Genomic DNA, 22,305 nt, shown 5'->3' on the forward strand with positions numbered 1-22,305 from the left:
CGGAGTCACTAACAGTCGGATTTCAGGTTGTTGTCATCCGGCGGCCCTACCCAGAAAAACGGGTTGTGTGCGACTTCCCAAAGGTAACCATCGGGGTCAGAGAAGTATCCTGCGTAGCCGCCCCAGTCGGTCTTCTGGGCGGGCTTAGTGACCACGGCACCCGCTGAAATTGCCTGGGCCATTACCTGATCGACTTCTCGCTCAGAAATTACATTGTGCGCCAGACTGAATCCTGCAAAGCCTCCAGGAGCCCCATCTACCAACGCATCCTCGGCAAGAGCGTCTCGTCCGTACAAACCTAACCAGGTGCCGTTCAAGGTAAAAAATGCCACTCCCGGAGGGGAATCCATTCGAGGAAAGCCAAGTCCTTTTTCATAGAACTCGATCGAACGCTGCAGATCGCTCACGCCCAATGTAATCATACTGATCCGTGGTTTCATGATGCCTCCATGCATAGCCCAAGATCCGCGACATGGGATATTTGATCCAGATTCAGAATACGTAGATGGCTCCAACACCCACTTCCGCTTCGAAATCGCTGCGCGCAATTGGGCTATCCCTGACATCGCTACTAAAGTGCTCGTATAGCGCCTCGCCATACAGCTGCCAGTTGTCGCTTAAAAAATAACGGAAGGTATAGTTTAGACCGATAGAGCGAAAGCCACCGTCGAGATCGGTTTCAGCCAGCCCGGAATTAGCTGCCTGTTCTGCGGTGATACCAAAGTCCCGATTAGCGTAGTCGCTATCGTGAAAAACCAAAACAAGACTCAGATCAGACCCCGTGCCATCTGTTTGATCACCGAAACGACGACCAGCCCCAAAAATACCAAGGCTTCCGTCTTCGCTAGCAATAAGTCGTCCGTCCAGCCAATAACGCCAGTCCGAATCGAGTGCACGACGCGCCTGCAAAACGATTTCAGTGCTCCCGTCGATATCACCAAGCCCGTCTAAACGACCGTCCTCGGAATCACTCTCTTCACGACCCTCTTCGAAAGGGAAAGCCACAGCCACGTCAAATAGCCAGGCCTGAGATCGGAGTCCCCGCCAGCCGAGTGCCGCACCCGCCCAATAGTAGATATCATTTCCATTGCGCCATTGCACTGCGCCAGCAGGATCGACCTCCAGCTCATATTCATCAGACCCTTCGTAGGCAGACTCGTACTCAATACCCAGACCAAGCCCTACTCCCCAGCCATCTTCGCCTCTGGTGAAGTCATCAACCGAGGGCAATGGCACCAAAGCTGTCCCTGATTCTTCTCCAATTGCGGTTTGAACGAAAAACACTTGTACAAATAAAACCAACGTTAAACCGATGAACTTTTTCATTTACGCTCCAGTTTGGGCACACAGATAAGCTAAGGGGCACATAACCAATATTACGATTCTCTTTTTGCACAAGATCACTGTCTAATGCGTAAGTGACCTGCACCCAACGTTCCAATGCATCGTGATCTTAGTCATGTTCATCACCAAAGAACTCGTCGGCCAAATCTGGGCCATCGCCCGGGAAGTGTTGATCGCCAAACCCGATCCAAGGTTAATGCTATGACAACGGTTATGGGACAAAACAGGCGCTTCAGGCTGCGGAGTGTGAAGCAACCCTCAATGCGCGTTAGGAAGCCTGACTGAAGCCTCAGACCAGACGCTCGTTCCTAGGCGGAGGACCGGCTTCACGACGGGAAAGTAAGGTGGTGAGAACCCACGGATATCAGCATGAAAACCGTCGACGATTACTGGCCTCAGCGTCTGTCCTGCCCCCCCCCTTACACAGCGGGAAAGCAGCTCTGCAAAACGGGCCTGGACTGGTGCATGCCTCTTGATGTGGGGAGTCCATGTAGCTTGCATAAACGGCGCCCGACTAGGGCATCCGGTGGAGGCCCATCGGGCCGGAACGAATTTAATGCGATTGTGAAAAAATTTATGGGAAGATGAAGATAACTTCCTCGCTCTGTTCAAGGCATCTATTTTTGAAATAGCCGCTCATTTCGCTTATTGGAACATTGGTGTTCCACACCCAATTTATAACTCCATTCATCATTTTTATAGCGCGTTCATCAGTCATCCCTATCATTAGCTGCCTCGCTTCAGATTGAGACTTACCATATCTTTTATATGTTATTATACCGTCAACTGTAGGCATAACCGTATCGCAGTACTCAGCTAACCCACTGATCTGTTGAGAACTTTCATTTTCATCATACTTAAACCCCTTTTGATCAGAGGTGCTTGAGTAAATATCGTTTGCTCTTTGGGTTATAGCATTCATTCTTGCTGGGTTTATAAGATTCTTGGATTCCATAAACTGAATACCTTGAGACGCTGTAGAATTACCATTCTCTTTTGCGACCAAAAACCATGCGTAAGCCTCTTCAAAATTTCGCTTTACACCCTGCCCATTGACGTATGCTTGCCCAACCTGGAATTGTGCAGCTGCGTGCCCTTGCATAGAAGCCTTATGCATTAATTCAAATGATTTTTGATAATCCTGTTTCACTCCATTGCCTTCCAGAAGAAATAGGCCTAGACCAAATTGGCCATCAGGATTACCACTAGAAGCAAGCCTTTCACAGGCTTCAAAGCTATCCTGGTTTTGAGCCTTACATTTTTGGAGATCGCTAGCCTGAACCGGAAAAGCAAACAACATTGCTAAAAGGCCGAAAACTTTAATGTTTAACTTCAAAACTATCTCCTTACAGCTACGAATCCTAACTCTGAGATAAGCTGCGACCGGACAGTGGTATCCGGTGGCCGACCAGAAGGCCGGGAACGCACCCAACCGACTTATTAAACCTTCACCGCGGCTGCATGGCTGCTGCAGATTTAACCAATGGATAAATTTGCATAGCAGCATCTCTAGGAATACCAGCATTAATCAGAAGCGCTGGGACCATTGATGCCACGTGATTAGCTTGTTTCTGATACCGTGCGTGCTCTTTGAAAATTGCCTGAATCTCGACAGGATCAAATTCCTCTCTGGAAGTCAGGTACTCGCAGATTTCCGCTGCGCACTTCCTGTTCATAGGATCGCTATTTCGGGAGCCATTAATCACACCGTACAGCACCGCTAATAGTATGACCCCTCCAATTACGAACCACATGGCTTTCTCCCGTTTGTATTTTTAGCGCCTCAAGCAAGCGGCACGCGTTAGCGTGTCCAGCCACGAAGTGGCGATGCTGCCTTGATTTTTATGCGTATTTTCAAACTAAGAATCCAACCCACTCGTTATTCTGATCATATCTAAGCCAAACCTGATCGCTTGCCTTTACAAAATACCCAATCCATTCATTGTTCAGATTAAATTCTGTTTTTATTTGGTCATTGGCGCTGACTAATATACTAATTAATTCACTATCCGGACCAAAAATTAGGTCAACTTTTTCATTAGCTTTTACGACAAATGCTTCTTGACTTAATTTAGTATTATATAAGTACGGTCCGCCGTAACTTCGATTAAACCTTGGGTTCAGCGATGTATTCAGCTTTGGGTTTATAGATGAATTAATCCTTGGGTTTATGGATGAATTGATCTTCGGGTTTATGGACGAATTAATCCTTGGATTTAACGATGAATTAATCCTTGGGTTTATGGATGAATTAATCCTTGGATTTATTGATGAATTAATCCTCGGATTTATGGAAGAATTAATCCTTGGATTTATCGATGAGTTTATGTTCGGGTTTATAGAGCTATTTGTTTTAGGATTATTTGAAGAAAAGAAACCACCCACTTTTCTAGTGGGCAGTGAATGCGTTGATGAGACATCAAGCAATAGCACATAGTCCCCATCTTTGTCTTCATTTATTGTGAAATATAGACGAGCAGAGTCAATATTTGCATTGTATATATCATTTCCTAGTAAAGTTAATCCATAGCGATTTGACGATAAGAAGTCTGATTTTTCAGTGTTCTCGGCATCTGTAATAAACGCGGACAAATGACGAATTTCATCTACATTAAGTGAAGATAACTTTGCACTAAATTCAGGGCTAACTAGTACCTTCATTTTAGAATCCTCTTTAATTCGTCCATCGCTTGTTTTAGCTCTCCTCCGTCACCATCTCGAATTAATTGTTTATACTTCTCTGCTGCTTCAGGAAGGCATTTGCTGCGCATATAGGCCGTGCAATAATCCGAATCCAAAAATCTCGAAATCTCCCTATCATGTAAGTATATGGATTTGTTGTATAGATATAAGCAAATACCAATTGCGATAAGACCATAAAAGCTTTTAGCTTTGTAAAAGCTTGCCCAGTCGATTTCGCCAGCTACTGTTACCTCAGTCACAAAAAGACCAGTGAATATACTCGCAACAATCGGAACAACAAAAGCAAAGAATGTCCGCCATCCAGGAGACTCAATAATCGCTTCTTTTATTCCCTTTAAATTCATATGTTAATCAATCGTGTTATTTTTCATGGTTTAAGCATAACGCTGAGCGCACCGGTGGCCTTTACAGAACGAAGCGGCGTAAAGGACATCCGCGTGACGCTCCTTGTTGGGCCTTTTTCACAGGCCTAGCAGGTTTGACACTGGAGACCAGGCACGCGCCACCAATATGGCCACAAGCCCGAAGATAAACCCGTATCTATGGATTTTATATTTCAGCTCACCGCCCTTATCCAGTTTTTCGATCTGTGCTCGAGTAATGCTGAGTTTACTATCTAATCGTTTTAGTACGTCATCCAGATCAATGCTCTCTCCAGTGCCGCGAACAGTCACCTGCCGAGCTCCTTTTAACTGGGCGTCATGGAGGTCTCTCTGATCTTGCTCGATATCCTGCTGCACATCAAACAGGTGATAAATCTGTGGAGTCCATTCGAGTCGAGAGGCCAGTGTCAATGCAGACGTAAGCAGTAGAGCCCAGCCTAGGAGCTCCATAATATCTGCCGCCGGAGATGTACCAAACGATGCAGTTTGAATTGCAAGCCCGAGAAGGGTGAAGGTAAGACCGAGTATATAGAACTGGAACTTCTCTTGGATCCTTTGTCCCGCCTCGGTATTCGACTCAGCCATGGCTGCTCCTTATTGGGCCCAACAGCTAATTCTACAAACGCGTTCCCAAAACTCCGGGCGCCTATCACGCATTCGTATAACTCCAACTGCCCTGTCACGAACGAAACCAAAAATCCAATATAGTTCAAAATGTTAAATCATGCATTCCGAAAGCCCTTGATGTCTTTTGCGAACGCTGGGGCAAGCCAGCGGCAACATCAAGGCGCCTGATTCCGGGAAAGCGGTCAAAAGCTGCGGGGAAATCAGAGAATTGAGAGGAGAACACCGGAGTTATACGCCTTCGTTCGCATAACTCCGGTCTTGGGGGGTGGTGCGGGGATAAAATGAATCCGCCAATCAGCGGTTGGCGTCAGTCACCCATCTGGTGCCCGGAGTGGTCCATCTCCTTTTTCTCCATCTTCATGCCGCCGTCCAGAGGCTGCACTGCCAGCTCGATGGCCATGTCTTCGGCGCCTTCAAAATCCAGGGTAACCGGGATGTTCTCGCCTTCTGCCAGCGGTTGGGTCAGTTTCTCCAGCATCAGGTGGTAGCTGTGGGGCTTGAGTTCGACGGTTTCACCCGCCGGTACCACCAGGCCGCCCTTCACGGGCTGCATCCGCATCACACCGTCTTTCATGCTGGTTTCATGGATGGAGATGTGGCCGGCGCGAGGTGTTTCGGCGGCCACGAGGGTGATGTCGCTGTCACCGTTGTTGGTGATGCTCATGTAGCCCACACCCATGGGGGTGCCGGGCGGTGTCGGGCGGCTCCAGGGATTTTCGATCTTCACATCACCGCTCTGGTAATCAGCGGCGAAAGCGGTGGGGGCCAGTGTGGCCATGCACAGAAGCAGGATGCTAAGGCCTTTTTTCATCGGGTGGATCCTTTCAATGGGTAAACTGGTTAGTGCCAGCATAGGAAGGTCTCGTACGCCTGCCAAGTAGCAGTGTGCGGCAAATAGTCGCAGCTTTGTGGTCTTATGCCCCGGAGAGCGTTTCCATCATAGCCCCGAGGAACCGGGAAGCTTCCCCGCCAGTGGCGGCGCGGTGGTCAAAGGTCAGCGAAAGCGGCAACACCTTTCGAACTGCGGGTTTGCCATCCACGGGCACGACCTTCTCCCGGATCCTGCCGGCTCCGATGATGGCCACTTGTGGCGGAACGATAATCGGGTTGGCGTACTGGCCGGTCATGGTGCCGAAGTTGGAGAGGGTGATGGTTGCGCCCTGCATTTCTTTGGGTGGAATCTTGCGGGTGGCGACAGCCTCCCTCAGGTTCTCCAGGCCTTTTCTCAGGTCCTTGAGGCTGCGATGGGTGATATCTCGCAGCACGGGCACGAACAGGCCATCGGGGGTGTCTACGGCGATGCCGACGTGGACTTCTTCCAGTAACCGTCGCGTGAGATTGTCGCCATCGAACCAGCAGTTGAGTTCGGGGCAGGCTTCGCAGGCGGCACCGATGGCCTGAACCAGGCGCATGGTGATGTCGGTGCCCTTCTTCCAGGCGCCGATGTCCACATCCTCGAAGATGGAAACCGGCACTACCTGGGCATGGGACAGCGCCATGTTCTTGGCCATGGTGCGGCCGGTGCCCCGGAGGGGTTCGGCGTCGCCCAGTTTTTTCTGGTGGCTGGCCTGGCGATGAACGTCGTCATTGGTGATCAGGCCGCCGGGGCCGCTGCCTTTGATCTGCTCGAGGTTTACACCCAACCGTTCCGCCAGGGCCCGCACGCCCGGTGTGGCCCGGTTGGCTCGGGCGCGTTTGCTGGAGGGGGCGGCGCCGATGATGAATTGTTCCTGGCCGGCCTGGCCTTTGTCTTCCTTGCCGGAGGTTTTGAGTTCGCCGACCACTGTGCCGCTGTCGCTGCCCTCGCCTTCGAAGGCCAGCAGGGGTTCACCGGTGTGGATGATGTCGCCCGGCTCGCCGTAGAGTTTGGCGATGGTGCCGGCCTCGGGGGATGGGACGTCGACGATGGCTTTGGCGGTTTCTACGCTGACGAGGGTCTGGTCGACTTCGACGGTGTCGCCGACTTTGACATGCCATTCGACGATTTCGGCTTCGGGGAGGCCTTCGCCTAAATCTGGAAGTTTGAAGTTTTTCATTTTTACTCCCCTGGTTTCTGGTTTGAAGGTGGGGTCTGACCCCTTTGGGGTCAGACCCCGGTGCAGGGCCGTGGCTTTTGGTGACTTGTCTGCGCCTTTGGTTTTGAAGGTGGGGTCTGACCCCTTTGGGGTCAGACCCCGGTGCCCAATCAACCCCTGGGGGCGGCAGTCCCCGGGGGTGCGGCAGTCCCCGGAGTCAGTCGTCTACAGGGCGATGACTTGTTCTACGGCTTCGACGATGTCCTCCACATTTGGCAGGTAGGCGTCTTCGTTTCGGTAATAGGGCATGATGGTGTCGTAGCCGGTTACCCGCACCACTGGGGCCTGGAGGTCCAGGAAGGCGCTTTCGGCCAGGGAGGCGGCGATTTCGGCGCCTACGCCGCCGTTGCGGCAGGCTTCATGGATGATGACGGCCCGGCCGGTTTTGGCGACGGAGCACAGCAGGGTTTCCCGGTCGAGGGGGCTGATGGTGGCCACGTCGATGACTTCGCAGGTTACGCCCTGGTGTGCCAGCTTATCGGCGGCCTGTAGGGTTTCCATCACGCAGGGACCCCAGGTGATGAGGGTCACGTCATCGCCCTCGCGCAGGGTGAAACAGGTATCCAGCGGGAGGGCCTCGCCGTTGTTCTCGACGCTCTGGGTCAATGCCCGGTACAGGCGTTTCGGTTCCAGAAAAATCACCGGATCCGGATTGCGGATGGCCGCCAGCAGCAATCCATAGGCCCGCTGGGGCGAACTGGGAATCACTACCCGCAGGCCCGGGATGTGGGCAAACAACGCCTCGGTGCTTTCGGAATGGTGTTCGGGGGCGTGGATACCGCCGCCGAAAGGAGCCCGGTATACGATGGGGCAATGTAACCGGCCCCGGGTGCGGTTACGCATGCGGGCGGCATGGCTGACGATCTGATCCATGCCGGCGTAGATGAAGCCCATGAACTGGAACTCCGCCACCGGCTTCAGGCCCTGGGTGGCCATACCCACGGAGGTGCCGGCAATCAGGTTTTCCGCCAGTGGTGTGTCCATCACCCGTTTGAAACCGAATTTCTCCTTCAGGCCCACGGTGGCCCGGAATACACCGCCGTTGGTGGCGATGTCCTCACCCAGCACCACCACATTCTCGTCGTGTTCCATTTCCCAGTGCAGGGCCATGTTGACCGCCTCCACGAGGGTCACGTCACGCAGCTCGCCCTTGCTCATGACTCACCTCCCCGGTATTTGGCGGCAATCCGCTCACGCTGGGCCTGAAGGGCCGGGGGAAGTGTCTCGAACAGGTAATCAACCATCGCGGTAGGTGGCTGGGGTTCCGTGGCCAGATATTCCTCAACCGCCTTCTCCACCTTGTTCTTGCTGTCGGCTTGCAGGGCCTTTTCCTTGTCGGCATCCCAGAGGCCGTTATCGTGCAGCCAGTTCTGCAGACGTTTGACGCCGTCTTTCTCCCAGGCCCGTTTCAGGTCCTCGGCGGTGCGGTAGCGGGTGGCGTCGTCAGCGGTGGTATGGTCTCCAAGCCGGTAAGTCACCGCCTCGATCAGAGTCGCGCCCTTGCCGCCACGGGCCCGCTCCAGGGCGATATCCAGAACCTCCGAGGCGGCAAAGTAGTCGTTGCCGTCCACCGCGTGCCCAGGGATGCCGGCGCTGATGGCCTTCTGGGCAATGGTCTCGGCCCCGGTCTGGAGGCTGCGGGGCGTGGAGATCGCCCACTGGTTGTTGATGGCGACAAACACCACCGGCAAATGCCAGGCCCCGGCCAGGTTGATGCTCTCGAGAAAATCCCCCTTGGAGGTGCCGCCATCGCCCACGCAGCAAACCACCGCCCGCTCCTCGCCCCGGATCCGGATCGCCGAGGCCACGCCCACGGCATGACAGCACTGGGTCGCGATGGGCACCGCAATGGGCAGGTCCTCCGGACAATTTTCCCAGTTCGCACTGCCCCGCTCGTCTCCACCCCAGTACAGCATCATGTCCCTCAGGCTCAAGCCACGGAGCGTGTGCACCGCCTGATCCCGGTAATAGGGTACAAACACATCGGTTTTGGCCATGCTCTGGCCAATGGCGGTTCCAATCACTTCGTGCCCCAGCACAGAAGCATAGGTACCGCACTTGCCAGTGCGTTGCAGGGCGATGACTTTGGAATCGAAGGTGCGGGTCAGCACCATATTGCGGTAGGCAGTCAGGACACGCTCGGTGTCCCCGCCGAGGGCGGGCAAGTCATCCAGCGGCTTGCCGTGGTCATCCAGATAGCGGGTGCTATCCACATGAAATTCATGGCGTTGTCTCATCCCGTACTCCTTGGCCCAGCCCGACGGGGCTCTGTTTAAGGTTTAGACGAGAGGAGGCAATTGATCAATCCGGGGTGTCAGTCATCCCACTCCTGGTACTGGGTACCCTGCCGGAGCAGCCAGTAGGTAATACCCAGCGCCAGCGTGGTCGCCGCAATACCGATCAGATACATGGGAGTAAGCGTCTCAAAATCGAGCACGATCACCTTCCGGGCAATCGCCATCAGCGCCGTGGCAACCACCAACTGCACCGGGAACACATTCGTGCCCAGGTAAAGCCGGATATTGATAAAGATCTCCACAGCAATCAGCACCGCCATGAAAGCGCCGAAAGTGTAGAAAATATCGTTGATATCCAGCAGCAGGAAAGGCGGCGTGATCAGCCGGTCGTAAATGATATAGATCACATCACCCACGCCCCAGAGAATCACCGCCACCATCAGGACGGCCAGCACCCTGATGGCAAAACGGATAACCCTGTGCAGGCCCCGGAAAAACGGATCCGGGAAATCCACCGGAAGCTCCTGGTGCAGCTCGTGCCGCTTGTGGTGCGGGACCTCAGGCTTTGACACCCCTTCCTGGTCCTTCTCAACCATCTGCTCTCTCCATGAAGCTCCCGGTTACGGACAACGTCCGTCAGGCCTTCTTGACGAACTCCGACTTCAGTTTCATAGCACCGATACCGTCGATCTTGCAATCGATATCGTGATCACCTTCCACCAGACGAATATTCTTCACCTTGGTACCGACCTTCACCACCGAACTTGAGCCCTTGACCTTCAAGTCCTTGATGACAGTGACCGTATCGCCGTCCTGGAGTTCATTGCCATTGGCATCACGAACCACCTTACCGGCCTCAGCATTCGCTTGCTCCGCCTCGGACCACTCATGCCCACACTCGGGACAAACCAACTGAACACCATCTTCATAAGTGAACTCGGAACCACACTGGGGGCAGGGAGGAAGCTGGGACATTATCATTTCCTGTTAATTGAATGAGAACGGGATTATACCAGAAACCCCAGCCCCCGGTTCCCTAACGCCCCGGCGCCACCCGCGCCAACACCGTCGGATCCTCCGACAACGGCAACGCCAGAATCACCCCCTCATTCGACGACGGATAGACCCCGGCCAAACGGGTGATATTCACCTGATGCGACACCATCACCACCGGTAACCCCGCCGCCAGCTCATTCACCAGAGCAATCGTCTGCCGCGTCTGGGTAGCCCCATCGCCCCGGCCCTGGAAAAACGAATTCAGCGACGGCCACTCCGTCACCTCCCCCACATCCATCTCGGTAGCCGTATCCCGACACCGACACCACTGACTGGTAAACACCCGCGCTTCCTCAATCCCGTGCTCCGCCAAAAACGGCTTCCACGCCCGCGCCTGCTCCCGACCGGTCTCGTTCAGATTCCTCTGGGTGCTGCAGTCGTTCAGATCAAAATTGCCGGGGTCGCCTGTGCCGGGAGCCAGGGCGTGGCGGAGAATCAAAACGGCCCGGCCGTCTTGCAGGGCTTGCCAGGCTTCTGCGTTGCCGTCACTGGCCGAAGCATGGAGTGATGACAGCAACACCAATGCGGCAAAAACTACCCTTGAAATCATTCTTCGATAAATCACGCTCGTCTCCCTCCAACTCCCGCGGAGTTATCTCGGTGACTTAGGAGCAAGTCTGTCGGGCGCTTCCCAAAAATGTTGAAGGCCAAGGATGGCCTGAAACAAGCGCACATGGACGTGCTCGTAGCGGTTTTTGGGAAGCGCCCGACAGGCCTGCGTACTCCCAAAGTCCCAGTCTTCAACAAAATACGCGGCCAACGATTAACAGGCTCAGTCAAAGACCAGTTAAACTCCACTCAAAGGTCACTAACGAAGGAAAACCGAAATGCCAATCTGGGTCGACGCCGACGCCTGCCCCGTCCCCATCCGGGAAATCCTCTGCCGCGCCGCCACCCGCTGGCAAATCCAGACCACCTTCATCGCCAACCACGCCATCAGCCTGCCGCCGAGCCCCTACATCAGCCGCCGCCAGGTCCCCCACGGCTTCGACGTCGCCGACAACGAAATCATGGACCAGATGACAAAAGGCGACCTCGTCATTACCCAGGACATCCCCCTGGCCGCCGAGGCTATCGAAAAAGGCGCCGACGTCTTCAACCCCCGGGGCCAGGCCTTCACCAAAGAGAATATCCGCCAGCGCCTGGCCATGCGCAACTTCATGGAAGAAATGCGCAGCGCCGGCCAGGTCACCGGAGGCCCCGCGCCGTTCAGCCAGACCGACCGCAAGGAATTCGCCGACCAGCTCGACCGCTGGCTGCAGCGCAACGCCAGAAGATGATAATGATTCTATTTTATTTGCCCGACATTTCCGCTAACCTCCCTGCCCAATCCAAACCGGGCCAAACATCTGGGAGAAAGCGGAAATGTCCACCAGCAGTCACACCAACACCAGCAGCTTCGCCGCCCTCGCCCGGCTCCTGAGATACGCCCGCGGCTACCGCCGCCAGATCATCGCCGCCACCACCTGCTCCATCATCAACAAACTCTTCGACATCGCCCCGGAGATCCTCATCGGTGTCGCTATCGACGTGGTGGTGAACCAGGAGCAGAGCTTCGTGGCCGGGCTCGGCTTCGAAACCGCCCGGGAGCAGATCACCATCCTCGCGGTGCTCACCTTCTTCATCTGGGCCGGGGAATCCCTATTTGAGTACCTGTTCCAGATTCTCTGGCGCAACCTCGCCCAGCGCCTGCAATCCGACCTGCGCCAGGATGCCTACGAGCACGCCCAGCGGCTGGACATGAGCTTCTTCGAGGCCCGCAGCTCCGGCCAGCTGGTGGCCACCATGAACGACGACGTCAACCAGCTCGAACGTTTCCTCGATGGCGGCGCCAACGCCATGATCCAGGTACTGGTCACCGTGGTGGCGGTCGGCGCCGTGTTCTTCGTGATTTCGCCCACCGTCGCCCTGCTGGCCTTCACCCCGATTCCCCTGATCATCTGGGGCGCCTTCTATTTCCAGCGCAAGGCCGGCCCCCTGTATGCCGACGTTCGTGAAAAGGTAGGCGACCTGTCCAGCCGACTGGCCAACAACCTTGGCGGCATTGCCACCATCAAGAGTTTTACCGCCGAGCAACGGGAGGCAGAGCGGCTCAAGGCCAGCAGTGAGGCGTATGTGCATGCCAACCGCAGGGCCATCCGCATCAGTTCCGCGTTCATTCCGGTGATCCGCATGGCCATCCTCGCAGGCTTCCTGGCCACCTTTACCGTCGGCGGCATGATGGCCCTGGAAGGCACCCTGAACGTGGGCGCCTACGGCGTGCTGGTGTTCCTGACCCAGCGCCTGCTCTGGCCCCTGACCGGTCTGGCGGAAGTGATCGATCTGTTCGAACGGGCCATGGCCAGTACCCGCCGGATTCTGAACCTGCTGGCCGAACCGGTCCACGTGCGGGACGAAGGTGGCAGGGACCTGGCCCAGCCGGTAAAGGGTGAGGTGGATTTCCGCAACCTCAGCTTCCACTACCCCTCCAGCGGCGCCGGCATCCGGGACATCAGCCTGAACGTGCCGGCCGGCAACACCCTGGCTCTGGTGGGCGCCACCGGTTCCGGCAAGTCCACCCTGATCAAGCTGTTGCTCCGCTTCTACGACCCGAGCCATGGCGAGATCCGCATCGATGGTCAGCCGATCCGGGACATCAACCTCAAGTCCCTGCGCGGGGCCATCGGCCTGGTCAGCCAGGATGTGTACCTGTTCGAGGGTTCCATCCGCGAGAATCTGGCCTACGGTAAGCCCGATGCCATCGATGGGGAAATCATCGAGGCCGCAAAAACCGCCGAGGCCTGGAGCTTCATAGAGGCTTTGCCAGAAGGCCTCGATACGCCGGTTGGCGAGCGTGGTGTGCGGCTCTCCGGTGGCCAGCGCCAGCGCCTGTCCCTGGCCCGTGCCCTGCTGAAGAACCCGCCGATCCTGGTGCTGGACGAGGCCACCAGCGCGGTGGACAACGAAACCGAGGCAGCCATCCAGCGCTCCCTGCGCCGGATCGGCCACAACCGCACGGTGATCATGATTGCCCATCGCCTGTCCACGATCGTGGATGCGGACACCATTGCGGTGATCGAGAACGGCCGGGTTGTCGAGCAGGGCAACCACGAAACCCTGCTGTCGAAGGACGGAGCCTACCGGGCTCAATGGCGCGTCCAGACCGGGCAAGTCTGAGCTTCAAGCCCAACATCATTATTGATAGTAATTCGTATTTAGATTAACCTGCAGGCTCTCAGAACAAGGGAGTCTGCATGTCGGCGTTCTTCGAAGTATCCAGCCTGGGTGTCCGTATCGGTGACACCCCCATTCTTCGCAATATCAACATCGGTTTTCAGGAAGGGGAAGTCACTGCCCTGCTGGGCCACAACGGTTCCGGCAAATCGACACTGCTCAAGGTGCTGGCCCGGCACCAGACTCCCTCGGAGGGCAATGTCAGCCTGCTCGGCCAGTCCTTTCGCAACACCGGTGCACGGGAGTTTGCCCGCACCGTTGGTTACCTGCCCCAGCATCCACCCGGCACCGATGGACTGACAGTACGAGAACTGGTTGCTCTCGGTCGTTACCCCTGGCGAGGGCCCCTCGGACGCTATAACCGGGAAGACCACCGACTGATCGACCAGGCCATTGCCGACACCGGCCTGGAACACTTCGCCCATCGCTCCGTGGATACCCTCTCCGGCGGTGAGCGCCAGCGGGCGTGGATCGCAATGCTGCTGGCCCAGCAGACCCGCTGTCTGCTCCTGGACGAACCCATTTCCGCACTGGATGTGAAACACCAGGTGGAAACCCTGCGTCTGGTGCATCGCCTGGCCGAGCAACGGGAGCTGACCGTTATTGTGGTGCTGCACGACGTGGACCTGGCCGCCCGCTTCTGCGACCGCCTGGTGGCCATCAAGGCCGGCCGGTTGGTAGCCGATGGCCGTCCCGAGGACATCATGGATTCCGGCATCCTGGAAACGATTTATGGCGTGCCCATGGGTGTAATGGAACGGGCTCCGGGGCAGTGGGTTTCCTATGTGCACTAAATCCGCGGGGCTGGCCGGCCTCTTTCTCCTGTTGATCACACTCGCCATGCCCGCCACCGCGGACACCTGGCAGCACGAGAACGGCACCCTCACCCTGGACAAGGTTCCCGAACGCATCGTTGCCCTCAACTGGGCCGCCACCGAAGCGTTGCTGTTGCTCGGAGTCACCCCCGTGGGGGTGGCCGACCTGGCAGGTTACAGCCACTGGGTCCGGGAGCCAGCGTTACCGGAAAGCGGTGTGCGCAATGTCGGCACCCGGGTAGCGCCCAGTCTGGAAGCCATTGCCGAGCTCAAACCGGACCTGATCGTGACCAGCGCCGAAATGGCCCCGGCTGCCGACCTGCTCGAGCGACTGGCCCCCACTTTTGTGGTCAGTGTGTATAAGGAGGGTTCGCAACCCTTTGCCAAAGCCCGCAGGATGCTGCTCGCTCTCGGCGAAATGCTGGGGCGGGAAGCACGCGCACAAGAGGTGGTGGAGGATGTCGAACAGACCCTCGCCGAGCAGCGGGCGCGGCTCGCCGAGGCCGGTGTCACGGAGCGACCAGTCGCGCTGGTGAACTTCCTCGACGCCCGGCATGTGCGTATCTACGCCCCGAACGGGCTTTACCAGACCGCACTCAAAGCCCTCGGGCTGACCAACGCCTGGCCCCACCCGGGGAATTTCTGGGGGTTTTCCGTAGTCGGTCTGGAAGCGATTGCGGCCTTTCCCGAGTCCCGGCTTGTGGTGATCTCCCCGACACCGCCGGGGCTGGCCGATACCCTCGCCGGCAGTCCGTTCTGGACCTACCTGCCGGCAGTGCAACGGGACCAGGTGTATCAGGTGGAGGCCACCTGGCCTTTCGGGGGCATCTACCCGGTCAAGCGGCTAGCCACCCAGATAACCGACAGTCTGCTGGCGGGAGGCTCCGATAATGTACAGTGATACTGCCACCCTTCCGGCACAGCGCCCGGTACTTCCCGCCCGCTTGCCGGTGGCGGCCGCGCTCCTGTGGCTGACCGCCCTGCTGGCCAGTGCCCTGCCCTGGCTGCAGCAACTGGACCCGATGGCCCTGCTGAGTGCTTTCTGGACCTTCAATCCGGATACCTATGCGTCCGTGCTGGCGCACTTCAGCTGGGCACCCAGGGTGGCCATGGCGGTCCTGGTTGGCTCGGCACTGGGGCTCGCGGGTTCCGTCACCCAGCAGATCCTCGGCAACCCGCTGGCTTCACCAACCACCCTCGGTGTCGCCGCCGGGAGCCAGTTTGGCGTCACCGTCGCCTCGCTGTTCTTCCCGGGCCTGCTCGCCTTCAGCCCGGACCTGCCTGCCATTGCCGGCGGCCTGCTGGCCATCGCCATGGTCATCGCCCTCACCTGGCGACTGGGCTTTTCCCCGGTCACCGTGATCCTCGCCGGCCTGGTGATCACCTTCTTCCTCGGCGCCACCAACATGGCGTTCCTGTTGCTCAAGGGCGAGTGGCTGGGCAACCTGTTCATCTGGGGCGCCGGCTCCCTGGTCCAGAACAACTGGCAACCGTTCGCGGATCTCTGGCCCAGGGTCGTGATCCTGGTGGCTCTGATGCTGCTGTTGATGCGGCCACTGCAATTACTGCAACTGGGCGAGACCTCCGCCAGCTCCCTGGGTGCGAAGGTCGCGTGGGTGCGGGCCCTGGCGTTGTTCCTTGTGGTTCTACTGACCGCGACGGTAGTAAGCCGGGTGGGCGTGATTGCCTTTGTTGGCCTTGCCGCACCCGTGCTGGCCCGGCTGCTGGGCGCCCGCACTCTCGGCGGGCGCATACTTTGGAGCACCCTGCTCGGCGGTGGCCTGCTGTTACTGGCAGACACCCTGGCCCATTGGGCGTCCACCTGGGGCGACGGCTCCCTGATTCCCACCGGCACCACCACGGCGCTCATTGGCGGGCCGATCATCCTGCTGGCCCTGCAGGGCTTCCGGAATACCCATCACATGCCGGGGCAGACCTCCAGCCCGGCCGGATTCCTGCCCAAACGCCGTCCGATCCTGCTGGTTTCAGCCGTGCTCACCGGGCTTCTACTGATTACGGTGGTGGTTTCCATGGGCTGGTCGCCGGGGCTCGACGGCTGGCGCTGGACCGGCCTTTCCCAATGGCACGAGGCCTGGATCTGGCGCGGCCCTCGGATGCTTGCTGCGGTGCTGGCAGGAATCGCCCTCGGGCTGGCCGGCACCCTGATCCAGAGAATGACCGGCAATCCCATGGGCAGCCCTGAAATGCTGGGCATCAGCGGCGGGGCCGCTCTGGTGATGGTGGTCATTGTGCTTTCCGGTCTTGAGGCCGGCCGCATGGGGCAGCTGGTAGCCGCCACCGCCGGCGCGGCCGGGGCACTGGGCCTGCTGATTCTGCTGGCACGTCGGCACCGCTTTGCCGGTAACCAGTTACTGCTGGGCGGCCTTGCCCTGTACGTGTTCATGGATGCCGGACTTCGACTGGTGATGGCCTCCGGCGGGACCGAGGCCTCCAAGTTACTGAACTGGATGTATGGCTCTACCTGGCTGGTCTCCGAGGGGGAGGCCATCAGCTTGCTGGTGTTCATCCTGATGATTTCCGGAGCTCTGGCCTCGGTCGTACGGCCCCTGACTATCCTGCCACTGGGCGAGCAGTCAGCCTCTTCACTGGGTCTTCCGGTGGCCCGGGTTCGCCTGTTATTGCTGCTTCTGGCGGCGCTGCTGACCGCGGCCGCCACGGTGGTGATCGGCCCGCTCAGCTTTGTCGGCCTGATCGCCCCGCACCTGGCGCGGGTGCTGGGCCAGCAAACCGTCGGCCGGCAGCTGATCGCCGCCGCACTGGTGGGTGGCGTGCTGCTCGGTGTGGCGGATTACCTGTCCCGCATTATCGTGTACCCCAACCAGTTGCCCGCCGGTCTGCTTGCGGCCCTGGTGGGCGGGATCTATTTCCTCTGGGGGCTCAGCCGCCATGGTCGCGCCTGATTCCATAATAAATGGCGAGCGCTGGGTCGAGCGCTATGATCGGCTCCTGCAAGCCTCCGGTCTCGACCGTGAGGCTATCCTCGCGCAGTCTTTGCAAGCTCCGGCACAGGACCGCCGGGCCCTGTTTTCCCTGGCCCAATGCCTCGAGCAGCCCGAGTTGCTGGTGCAGCAGATTCGTCACGATTACCCTGATGCGAACGACCATAAAGCCGTCCGGACTTATGCGTCGGTACTGCAACAGGATCTGGCGCTCAGTGTGCTTGCACCCCTCACCTTACGTCTGTTCCGCTATGGCGAGGCGCCCGTTGCCAATCCGGCCCGAATCTTCCTGGCGCCCATCGAGGAGGCGGGACAGACCGTTTCACGATGGTTCCAGGCTCCGGGCCAGCCACTGGCAAGCGAACAGGCCTTCCTGCAGGGCATGGCCGCGCAAACAGAAGCCTGGTATCCGGTGTTCAGACAACAATTGGGAGTGAGCCCCGGGGCCTACTGGAGCAGTATCGGCCTGGGTCTGGGCGCGCCTTTCTCGGCGGTGTGGAACCTGGCGGATCCCGCCTCGGTATGTGATCTGGCGCAGCAATGGCTGGAAGGGTTCCGGAATGACGCCAACCGATTCGTCGACTGGATTCCGGCGGTGTTCGGGGGGCAGAAAACAGCCATCCCTCAGCGCAAGGGCTGTTGCCTGAAATACCTGTTACCGGAGGGCGGTTACTGCGGTACTTGTGGGGTATACCGCAAGGAGAGAATGGCCGCACTCAACCGGCCAGACCATTGCCAAGCGCCAGACCAATGGCAACCAGCCCGATAAAAAGGCCAGCCCCGGCGGCAAGTTTGAGTCCTTCAATCATTTCCTGTTCGGGTGTCATTCCATTTCCTCCTTTAACCTGACATTGAAGGGCGGGGGTCACCCCCGCCCTTCAATATGGATCAGTAGACCCAGGAAACGGTCAGGCTGGCATTCGCCGGCTCGCCGTAGAAGCCCTGGGCCGAGGCGCCGAATTTCTTCAGGCTCTCGATGTACTTCTCGTCGGTGACATTATTTACGTTCAGGGTGGCGTTCCAGTTGCGGGCAAAGTCATAACTGGCCATTACGTCCACCACGGCATAGGCATCCTGCTCGGTGACGATGGTGGTACCTGCATTCGGGCCGGTGGTCGCCACACCCTGCTCCTGGCTGATCTCGGACTGCCAGCGGATCTGACTGCCGAGTTCCAGACCGTCAACACCCGGCACTTTCCAGATGCCACGGAGCTGAGCCAGGTGCTCCGGCACGAAAGATTTGGCGTCGTTACCGTCGGCATCCTCGATATCGACAAAGGTGTAGCCGGCGAAGAGCTGGATGCGGTCGGTCACGTCACCGACGATTTCCAGTTCCACACCCTGGCTTTCGAGGCCATCCACCGCACGGTAGTAGACGTCCTGGGTACCGTCGTCATAGGTGCCTGCGGCCTCGGCCACGTTCTTCTGCTCGACCTGGAACAGTGCCACCGTAGTGTTGATACGGTCCTCCCGGAATTCACTCTTCAGCCCTAGCTCGTAGTTCACCCCATCGATCGGATCCAGGCGGTCACGGTTGATGTCCAGCTCGGTCTGCGGAGAGAAGATCTCCGTGTAGCTGGCGTAGACCGAGTGATTGTCGTTGATGTCGTAGATCAGGCCGGCATAGGGCGTTTCCACGGCATCGTAGCTGGTCTCCTTGGAATTGCCGTAGCTGGTGCCTTTGTTGTCCAGCCAGGTCAGACGCAACCCGGTGATGGCGGTCAGGCTGTCAGTCAGGGTCCAGCGGGCCGCGGCATAGGTGGCGGTTTCGCGGTCGGTCCAGTCAGAGCCTGCCACGCCGTTATCGAAAGTCGGTCGGGGATAGTTACCATCCCATTCATTCAGCGGGGGCAGTGGATCGCCGATACCCTGGCCATAGCGGGACTCGTCCACGGTCTCGGAACGGGACCAGCTGGCACCAACCACCAGCTCGTGGGTCCGGTTGGCCAGATCGAAGGGGCCGGTGGCATAGGCATCCACCACCCACTGCTCGGAATTCAGATCATACTGGCTCGGGTAGGCGAGGAGCCCCTCACCGGTGTCCGGGTCCGGGGTTCCATACTGGTAGAACAGTTCGGATTCACTGTCATTCTCCAACCGGAACACCGTGCCCTTGGCCCGCCAGCCGCCAGCCAGCTCCTGCTGCAGCTCCACGAAACTGTTGTGCTGGGTGTTATCCCAGTAGGACCAGTCGGAAGCGGTGCTGGTGGAACGGGCGAAGTCGGTGGCGGTACCGTCGGTGTAGAACAGCGGCAGCGCGCCCCACAGCGGGCTGTCGGTGTCGGAGCTCTGGATGGCATGGCCGAGGGTGAGCAGCGTGGTATCGGTCAGATCCGCTTCCACGACGCCGTAGAACATCTGCTTTTCGTTGCTGTAACGGTCAAGGTAGGAATCCTTGTCCTCATAACCTGCCACGACCCGGCCGCGAACCTTGCCGGATTCGGAAACCGAGCCGGAGACGTCACCGACAATTCGCTTCTTGTCCCAGGAACCGGCGGTCACCGCCACCGAGGCATTGGTATCGGCGGTGGGACGCTTGCGGATGAAGTTCACCGTGGCGGCCGGATTGCCGGAGCCGGTCATCAGGCCGTTGGCGCCCCGCAGCACTTCAACCCGATCGAAGAAGGCGGTATCCAGCTCACCCTGGACATTGTCATAGACTGCGGGAAGACCAACACCATCGTACTGGAAGTTGTTGATGTCGAAGCCGCGGGAGGTGTAGTAGGTCCTGTCCGTTTCAACGGACTCGACGGTGACACCTGTGGTGCCCTCCAGAACATCATTGATGTCATTCCGGGCGAAATCATCCATCTGTTTCCGCGTCACCACAGTGACCGCCTGTGGCGTCTCGCGGTGGGAAAGTTCCATTTTCAGAGAAGTGGTGGTCGCTTCGGGGGCGTAGCTTTCGGTGAACTCCGAGGGGGTCTGGCCCCGTTCTGCGGATACTTCAAGCACCTGGAGGGTGGCTGGGTCGTTCTCCTGGGCTACTGCCAGCGCGGGGACAGTGGCACACATCATGGCGGAAACCAGGGCCTTACGGCGGAATGCCGGCTCGGGAAGTCGGAACATCTTTTTCTCCGTGAGTGGGTTTTAGCTATTTGATCATTATTCGACGCATATCTTAATGCGAATCATTCTAATTTAAAACCTCAAATCACGGTAATCCATCGCGGGCTTCGCACCCTATATTCCAGAACACCCGTTCAGCGCAGTGGAGCGGGTCAACTGCTATGCTGATTAGGCAGTTGCTTCCGAGTTTCCAGACCGAATGCCCTACAGGCCGGAGGTTCCCATGTTCACCAGCAAACAACTGGCTATGGCCGGCGGGTTGATGCTGTTTTCGGTATCAACGCTCGCTGACCTGACATTCTCATCGGATGAGGCGGATTTCCGTCTGGAGGTCGTTGCCGAGGACCTTGAGCACCCCTGGAGCCTGGCGTTCCTGCCCAACGGGGACAAGCTGGTGACGGAGCGGGCCGGACGACTCCAGATCATCCGCGATGGCGAACTTGTTCCCGAACCGATCTCGGGCGTTCCGGACCTGGTGGTTTCCGGCCAGGGCGGGCTGTTGGATGTGCTGTTGCATCCGGATTTCGAAAGCAATCAGACACTGTTCCTGAGCTATGCCCACCGCACCCGGGAAGGCATGACCACCCGGGTTGCCCGGGCACGGCTTGAAGGCGACGAACTGAAGGAGGTAGAGGTTATTTTTGAGGCCCTGCCCCGCTCCAATACCTCCCGCCACTTCGCCGGGCGTATGGAGTTTGATCGGGACGGCAACCTGTACATCTCCGTCGGCGACCGGGGCGAAATGGACCGGGCCCAGGATCTTGGCGATGACGCCGGTGGCGTGCACCGGGTCACGGTCAACGGCGAGCCGGTTCCGGGTAACCCGTTCGTGGACCAGGCCGGTGCCGAGGACACGTTTTTCACCTACGGCAATCGCAACATCCAGGGCATGACCATTCATCCGGAAACCGGCGAGATCTGGACCCACGAACATGGGCCTCGCGGCGGTGACGAGATCAACATCATTTCCGCAGGCACCAACTACGGCTGGCCCGAGATCACCTATGGCATCGATTACTCGGGCCTGCCGATCACCATGCACACCAAGAAGGAAGGCATGGCACAGCCCCTGCATTACTGGGATCCGTCGATCGCTCCTTCGGGCATGGCGTTCTATACCGGCGACCTGTTCCCGGAGTGGCAGGGGGACCTGTTCGTGGGGGCACTGAAAATGCGCAAGCTGGTGCGCCTGGAGATCGGGGACGGGGACGTCACCGAGGAGGAAGATCTGCTGACGGATCTGGGCGAGCGCATCCGGGATGTGCGCATGGGCCCGGACGGCGCGCTCTGGCTGTTGACCGACTCACCCAGGGGCAAGGTTTACCGGACCGTTCCCGCGAACTGACCCTCAGTGAGGGTCGTTGGTCCTCTCGGTCTTTTCGTACCGGGGAATATCGTCGGTGATCGGAAACCAGTCCGATTTCGAACCGACATAGACATGCTGTGCAGGGCCCTTGCCCAGGGGTTCGTTGATCACGCCTACCCGCAGGCGCAGGATACCGGGGATGGCGTCCACCCTGCTGAATAGCTGGCTGCCACAACGGCTGCAGAAGGCGCGGTACTTGCCGGGACTGGATTCGAATTCGGTCACCCGGTTGTCACCGGAGAGAATCCGGAACCTCACGGCCTGCACCGGCGCGCTGGCCGAGAAGGCACTGCCATGGGCACGCCGACACTGGCTGCAATGGCACAGGGAAATCGGTCCCAGGGGGCCGTCATATTCAAAGGTGATGTCGCCACACAGGCACTGGCCGGTATACATGGGTCAATCTCGCGCTTCGGACTTGTTGGAATCTCCGGCGGGATGATACCGGCGGGCCACT

General features: G+C 58.2%; 23 protein-coding genes. 7 read left to right on the top strand and 16 right to left on the bottom strand.

Features of this window, described 5'->3' with window-relative positions; all coding sequences use genetic code 11:
- Positions 1 to 8: 8 nt before the first annotated feature.
- From BM254_RS17330 to BM254_RS17390, 14 genes are all read right to left on the bottom strand, one after another.
- Positions 9 to 440, bottom strand: coding sequence for a VOC family protein (locus BM254_RS17330; protein WP_092006824.1), 432 nt, complete (start codon positions 438 to 440; stop codon positions 9 to 11).
- A gap of 52 nt (positions 441 to 492) precedes the next feature.
- A complete protein-coding gene (locus BM254_RS17335; RefSeq protein ID WP_092006826.1) occupies positions 493 to 1,326 on the bottom strand; it encodes a MipA/OmpV family protein in 834 nt (277 codons plus the stop codon).
- A 592-nt stretch (positions 1,327 to 1,918) separates the two neighbouring features.
- The gene (locus BM254_RS17340; protein ID WP_175497303.1) at positions 1,919 to 2,680 is read right to left on the bottom strand and encodes a tetratricopeptide repeat protein; all 762 of its coding nucleotides are present in this window, start codon (positions 2,678 to 2,680) and stop codon (positions 1,919 to 1,921) included.
- Between the two features lie 112 nt (positions 2,681 to 2,792).
- Positions 2,793 to 3,098 (bottom strand): hypothetical protein, encoded by a 306-nt coding sequence (locus BM254_RS17815; RefSeq protein ID WP_175497304.1) that lies wholly within the window; start codon positions 3,096 to 3,098, stop codon positions 2,793 to 2,795.
- A 100-nt stretch (positions 3,099 to 3,198) separates the two neighbouring features.
- On the bottom strand, positions 3,199 to 4,005 hold the full coding sequence (locus tag BM254_RS17985) for a hypothetical protein (protein ID WP_175497305.1): 807 nt from the start codon (positions 4,003 to 4,005) through the stop codon (positions 3,199 to 3,201).
- The gene (locus BM254_RS17350; protein ID WP_092006830.1) at positions 4,002 to 4,391 is read right to left on the bottom strand and encodes a hypothetical protein; all 390 of its coding nucleotides are present in this window, start codon (positions 4,389 to 4,391) and stop codon (positions 4,002 to 4,004) included. Before BM254_RS17350 ends, BM254_RS17985 begins: the two co-directional genes overlap by 4 nt.
- Before the next feature lie 117 nt (positions 4,392 to 4,508).
- Positions 4,509 to 5,015, bottom strand: coding sequence for a hypothetical protein (locus tag BM254_RS17355; RefSeq protein ID WP_092006832.1), 507 nt, complete (start codon positions 5,013 to 5,015; stop codon positions 4,509 to 4,511).
- A gap of 349 nt (positions 5,016 to 5,364) precedes the next feature.
- Complete coding sequence (locus BM254_RS17360) at positions 5,365 to 5,868, bottom strand: copper chaperone PCu(A)C (RefSeq protein ID WP_092006834.1); 504 nt, start codon at positions 5,866 to 5,868, stop codon at positions 5,365 to 5,367.
- 103 nt (positions 5,869 to 5,971) lie between these two features.
- Positions 5,972 to 7,093 (bottom strand): dihydrolipoamide acetyltransferase family protein, encoded by a 1,122-nt coding sequence (locus BM254_RS17365; RefSeq protein ID WP_092006836.1) that lies wholly within the window; start codon positions 7,091 to 7,093, stop codon positions 5,972 to 5,974.
- Positions 7,094 to 7,297: 204 nt separating this feature from the next.
- Positions 7,298 to 8,290, bottom strand: coding sequence for an alpha-ketoacid dehydrogenase subunit beta (locus BM254_RS17370; protein WP_245777472.1), 993 nt, complete (start codon positions 8,288 to 8,290; stop codon positions 7,298 to 7,300).
- A complete protein-coding gene (gene pdhA / locus BM254_RS17375) occupies positions 8,287 to 9,369 on the bottom strand; it encodes a pyruvate dehydrogenase (acetyl-transferring) E1 component subunit alpha (RefSeq protein ID WP_092006838.1) in 1,083 nt (360 codons plus the stop codon). The genes BM254_RS17370 and pdhA overlap by 4 nt, the downstream gene beginning before the upstream one ends.
- A gap of 77 nt (positions 9,370 to 9,446) precedes the next feature.
- Positions 9,447 to 9,965 (bottom strand): phosphate-starvation-inducible PsiE family protein, encoded by a 519-nt coding sequence (locus tag BM254_RS17380; protein WP_092006840.1) that lies wholly within the window; start codon positions 9,963 to 9,965, stop codon positions 9,447 to 9,449.
- 40 nt (positions 9,966 to 10,005) lie between these two features.
- On the bottom strand, positions 10,006 to 10,344 hold the full coding sequence (locus BM254_RS17385) for a zinc ribbon domain-containing protein YjdM (protein WP_092006842.1): 339 nt from the start codon (positions 10,342 to 10,344) through the stop codon (positions 10,006 to 10,008).
- Positions 10,345 to 10,405: 61 nt separating this feature from the next.
- Complete coding sequence (locus BM254_RS17390; RefSeq protein ID WP_092006844.1) at positions 10,406 to 10,975, bottom strand: histidine phosphatase family protein; 570 nt, start codon at positions 10,973 to 10,975, stop codon at positions 10,406 to 10,408.
- A gap of 277 nt (positions 10,976 to 11,252) precedes the next feature.
- Here BM254_RS17390 and BM254_RS17395 point away from each other — a divergent pair, with 277 nt between their 5' ends.
- From BM254_RS17395 to BM254_RS17420, 6 genes are all read left to right on the top strand, one after another.
- Positions 11,253 to 11,705, top strand: coding sequence for a YaiI/YqxD family protein (locus BM254_RS17395; RefSeq protein WP_092006846.1), 453 nt, complete (start codon positions 11,253 to 11,255; stop codon positions 11,703 to 11,705).
- A gap of 85 nt (positions 11,706 to 11,790) precedes the next feature.
- A complete protein-coding gene (locus BM254_RS17400; RefSeq protein WP_092006848.1) occupies positions 11,791 to 13,581 on the top strand; it encodes an ABC transporter ATP-binding protein in 1,791 nt (596 codons plus the stop codon).
- A gap of 77 nt (positions 13,582 to 13,658) precedes the next feature.
- Positions 13,659 to 14,432 (top strand): ABC transporter ATP-binding protein, encoded by a 774-nt coding sequence (locus BM254_RS17405; protein ID WP_092006850.1) that lies wholly within the window; start codon positions 13,659 to 13,661, stop codon positions 14,430 to 14,432.
- Positions 14,422 to 15,354: an iron-siderophore ABC transporter substrate-binding protein gene (locus BM254_RS17410; protein ID WP_092006852.1), complete on the top strand. Its 933-nt coding sequence runs from the start codon at positions 14,422 to 14,424 to the stop codon at positions 15,352 to 15,354. The genes BM254_RS17405 and BM254_RS17410 overlap by 11 nt, the downstream gene beginning before the upstream one ends.
- The gene (gene fhuB / locus BM254_RS17415) at positions 15,344 to 17,374 is read left to right on the top strand and encodes a Fe(3+)-hydroxamate ABC transporter permease FhuB (protein ID WP_092006854.1); all 2,031 of its coding nucleotides are present in this window, start codon (positions 15,344 to 15,346) and stop codon (positions 17,372 to 17,374) included. Before BM254_RS17410 ends, fhuB begins: the two co-directional genes overlap by 11 nt.
- A complete protein-coding gene (locus BM254_RS17420; RefSeq protein ID WP_092006856.1) occupies positions 17,361 to 18,182 on the top strand; it encodes a (2Fe-2S)-binding protein in 822 nt (273 codons plus the stop codon). Before fhuB ends, BM254_RS17420 begins: the two co-directional genes overlap by 14 nt.
- Before the next feature lie 119 nt (positions 18,183 to 18,301).
- On the opposite strand, the gene BM254_RS17425 is transcribed toward BM254_RS17420, so the two are convergent.
- On the bottom strand, positions 18,302 to 20,482 hold the full coding sequence (locus BM254_RS17425; RefSeq protein WP_092006858.1) for a TonB-dependent siderophore receptor: 2,181 nt from the start codon (positions 20,480 to 20,482) through the stop codon (positions 18,302 to 18,304).
- Positions 20,483 to 20,705: 223 nt separating this feature from the next.
- Here BM254_RS17425 and BM254_RS17430 point away from each other — a divergent pair, with 223 nt between their 5' ends.
- Positions 20,706 to 21,827: a PQQ-dependent sugar dehydrogenase gene (locus BM254_RS17430; protein ID WP_092006860.1), complete on the top strand. Its 1,122-nt coding sequence runs from the start codon at positions 20,706 to 20,708 to the stop codon at positions 21,825 to 21,827.
- Between the two features lie 3 nt (positions 21,828 to 21,830).
- On the opposite strand, the gene BM254_RS17435 is transcribed toward BM254_RS17430, so the two are convergent.
- Complete coding sequence (locus BM254_RS17435; RefSeq protein ID WP_092006862.1) at positions 21,831 to 22,244, bottom strand: GFA family protein; 414 nt, start codon at positions 22,242 to 22,244, stop codon at positions 21,831 to 21,833.
- Positions 22,245 to 22,305 lie beyond the last annotated feature (61 nt).

It is taken from the genome of Marinobacter pelagius (assembly GCF_900114925.1).
GTDB lineage: Bacteria > Pseudomonadota > Gammaproteobacteria > Pseudomonadales > Oleiphilaceae > Marinobacter > Marinobacter pelagius.

Excerpts from the sequence above, each read along its gene's own strand:
- BM254_RS17330 (WP_092006824.1), bottom strand. The coding sequence starts at position 440 with ATGAAACCACGGATCAGTATGATTACATTGGGCGTGAGCGATCTGCAG.
- BM254_RS17335 (WP_092006826.1), bottom strand. The coding sequence starts at position 1,326 with ATGAAAAAGTTCATCGGTTTAACGTTGGTTTTATTTGTACAAGTGTTT.
- BM254_RS17815 (WP_175497304.1), bottom strand. The coding sequence starts at position 3,098 with ATGTGGTTCGTAATTGGAGGGGTCATACTATTAGCGGTGCTGTACGGT.
- BM254_RS17985 (WP_175497305.1), bottom strand. The coding sequence starts at position 4,005 with ATGAAGGTACTAGTTAGCCCTGAATTTAGTGCAAAGTTATCTTCACTT.
- BM254_RS17350 (WP_092006830.1), bottom strand. The coding sequence starts at position 4,391 with ATGAATTTAAAGGGAATAAAAGAAGCGATTATTGAGTCTCCTGGATGG.
- BM254_RS17355 (WP_092006832.1), bottom strand. The coding sequence starts at position 5,015 with ATGGCTGAGTCGAATACCGAGGCGGGACAAAGGATCCAAGAGAAGTTC.
- BM254_RS17360 (WP_092006834.1), bottom strand. The coding sequence starts at position 5,868 with ATGAAAAAAGGCCTTAGCATCCTGCTTCTGTGCATGGCCACACTGGCC.
- BM254_RS17365 (WP_092006836.1), bottom strand. The coding sequence starts at position 7,093 with ATGAAAAACTTCAAACTTCCAGATTTAGGCGAAGGCCTCCCCGAAGCC.
- BM254_RS17370 (WP_245777472.1), bottom strand. The coding sequence starts at position 8,290 with ATGAGCAAGGGCGAGCTGCGTGACGTGACCCTCGTGGAGGCGGTCAAC.
- pdhA (WP_092006838.1), bottom strand. The coding sequence starts at position 9,369 with ATGAGACAACGCCATGAATTTCATGTGGATAGCACCCGCTATCTGGAT.
- BM254_RS17380 (WP_092006840.1), bottom strand. The coding sequence starts at position 9,965 with ATGGTTGAGAAGGACCAGGAAGGGGTGTCAAAGCCTGAGGTCCCGCAC.
- BM254_RS17385 (WP_092006842.1), bottom strand. The coding sequence starts at position 10,344 with ATGTCCCAGCTTCCTCCCTGCCCCCAGTGTGGTTCCGAGTTCACTTAT.
- BM254_RS17390 (WP_092006844.1), bottom strand. The coding sequence starts at position 10,975 with ATGATTTCAAGGGTAGTTTTTGCCGCATTGGTGTTGCTGTCATCACTC.
- BM254_RS17395 (WP_092006846.1), top strand. The coding sequence starts at position 11,253 with ATGCCAATCTGGGTCGACGCCGACGCCTGCCCCGTCCCCATCCGGGAA.
- BM254_RS17400 (WP_092006848.1), top strand. The coding sequence starts at position 11,791 with ATGTCCACCAGCAGTCACACCAACACCAGCAGCTTCGCCGCCCTCGCC.
- BM254_RS17405 (WP_092006850.1), top strand. The coding sequence starts at position 13,659 with ATGTCGGCGTTCTTCGAAGTATCCAGCCTGGGTGTCCGTATCGGTGAC.
- BM254_RS17410 (WP_092006852.1), top strand. The coding sequence starts at position 14,422 with ATGTGCACTAAATCCGCGGGGCTGGCCGGCCTCTTTCTCCTGTTGATC.
- fhuB (WP_092006854.1), top strand. The coding sequence starts at position 15,344 with ATGTACAGTGATACTGCCACCCTTCCGGCACAGCGCCCGGTACTTCCC.
- BM254_RS17420 (WP_092006856.1), top strand. The coding sequence starts at position 17,361 with ATGGTCGCGCCTGATTCCATAATAAATGGCGAGCGCTGGGTCGAGCGC.
- BM254_RS17425 (WP_092006858.1), bottom strand. The coding sequence starts at position 20,482 with ATGTTCCGACTTCCCGAGCCGGCATTCCGCCGTAAGGCCCTGGTTTCC.
- BM254_RS17430 (WP_092006860.1), top strand. The coding sequence starts at position 20,706 with ATGTTCACCAGCAAACAACTGGCTATGGCCGGCGGGTTGATGCTGTTT.
- BM254_RS17435 (WP_092006862.1), bottom strand. The coding sequence starts at position 22,244 with ATGTATACCGGCCAGTGCCTGTGTGGCGACATCACCTTTGAATATGAC.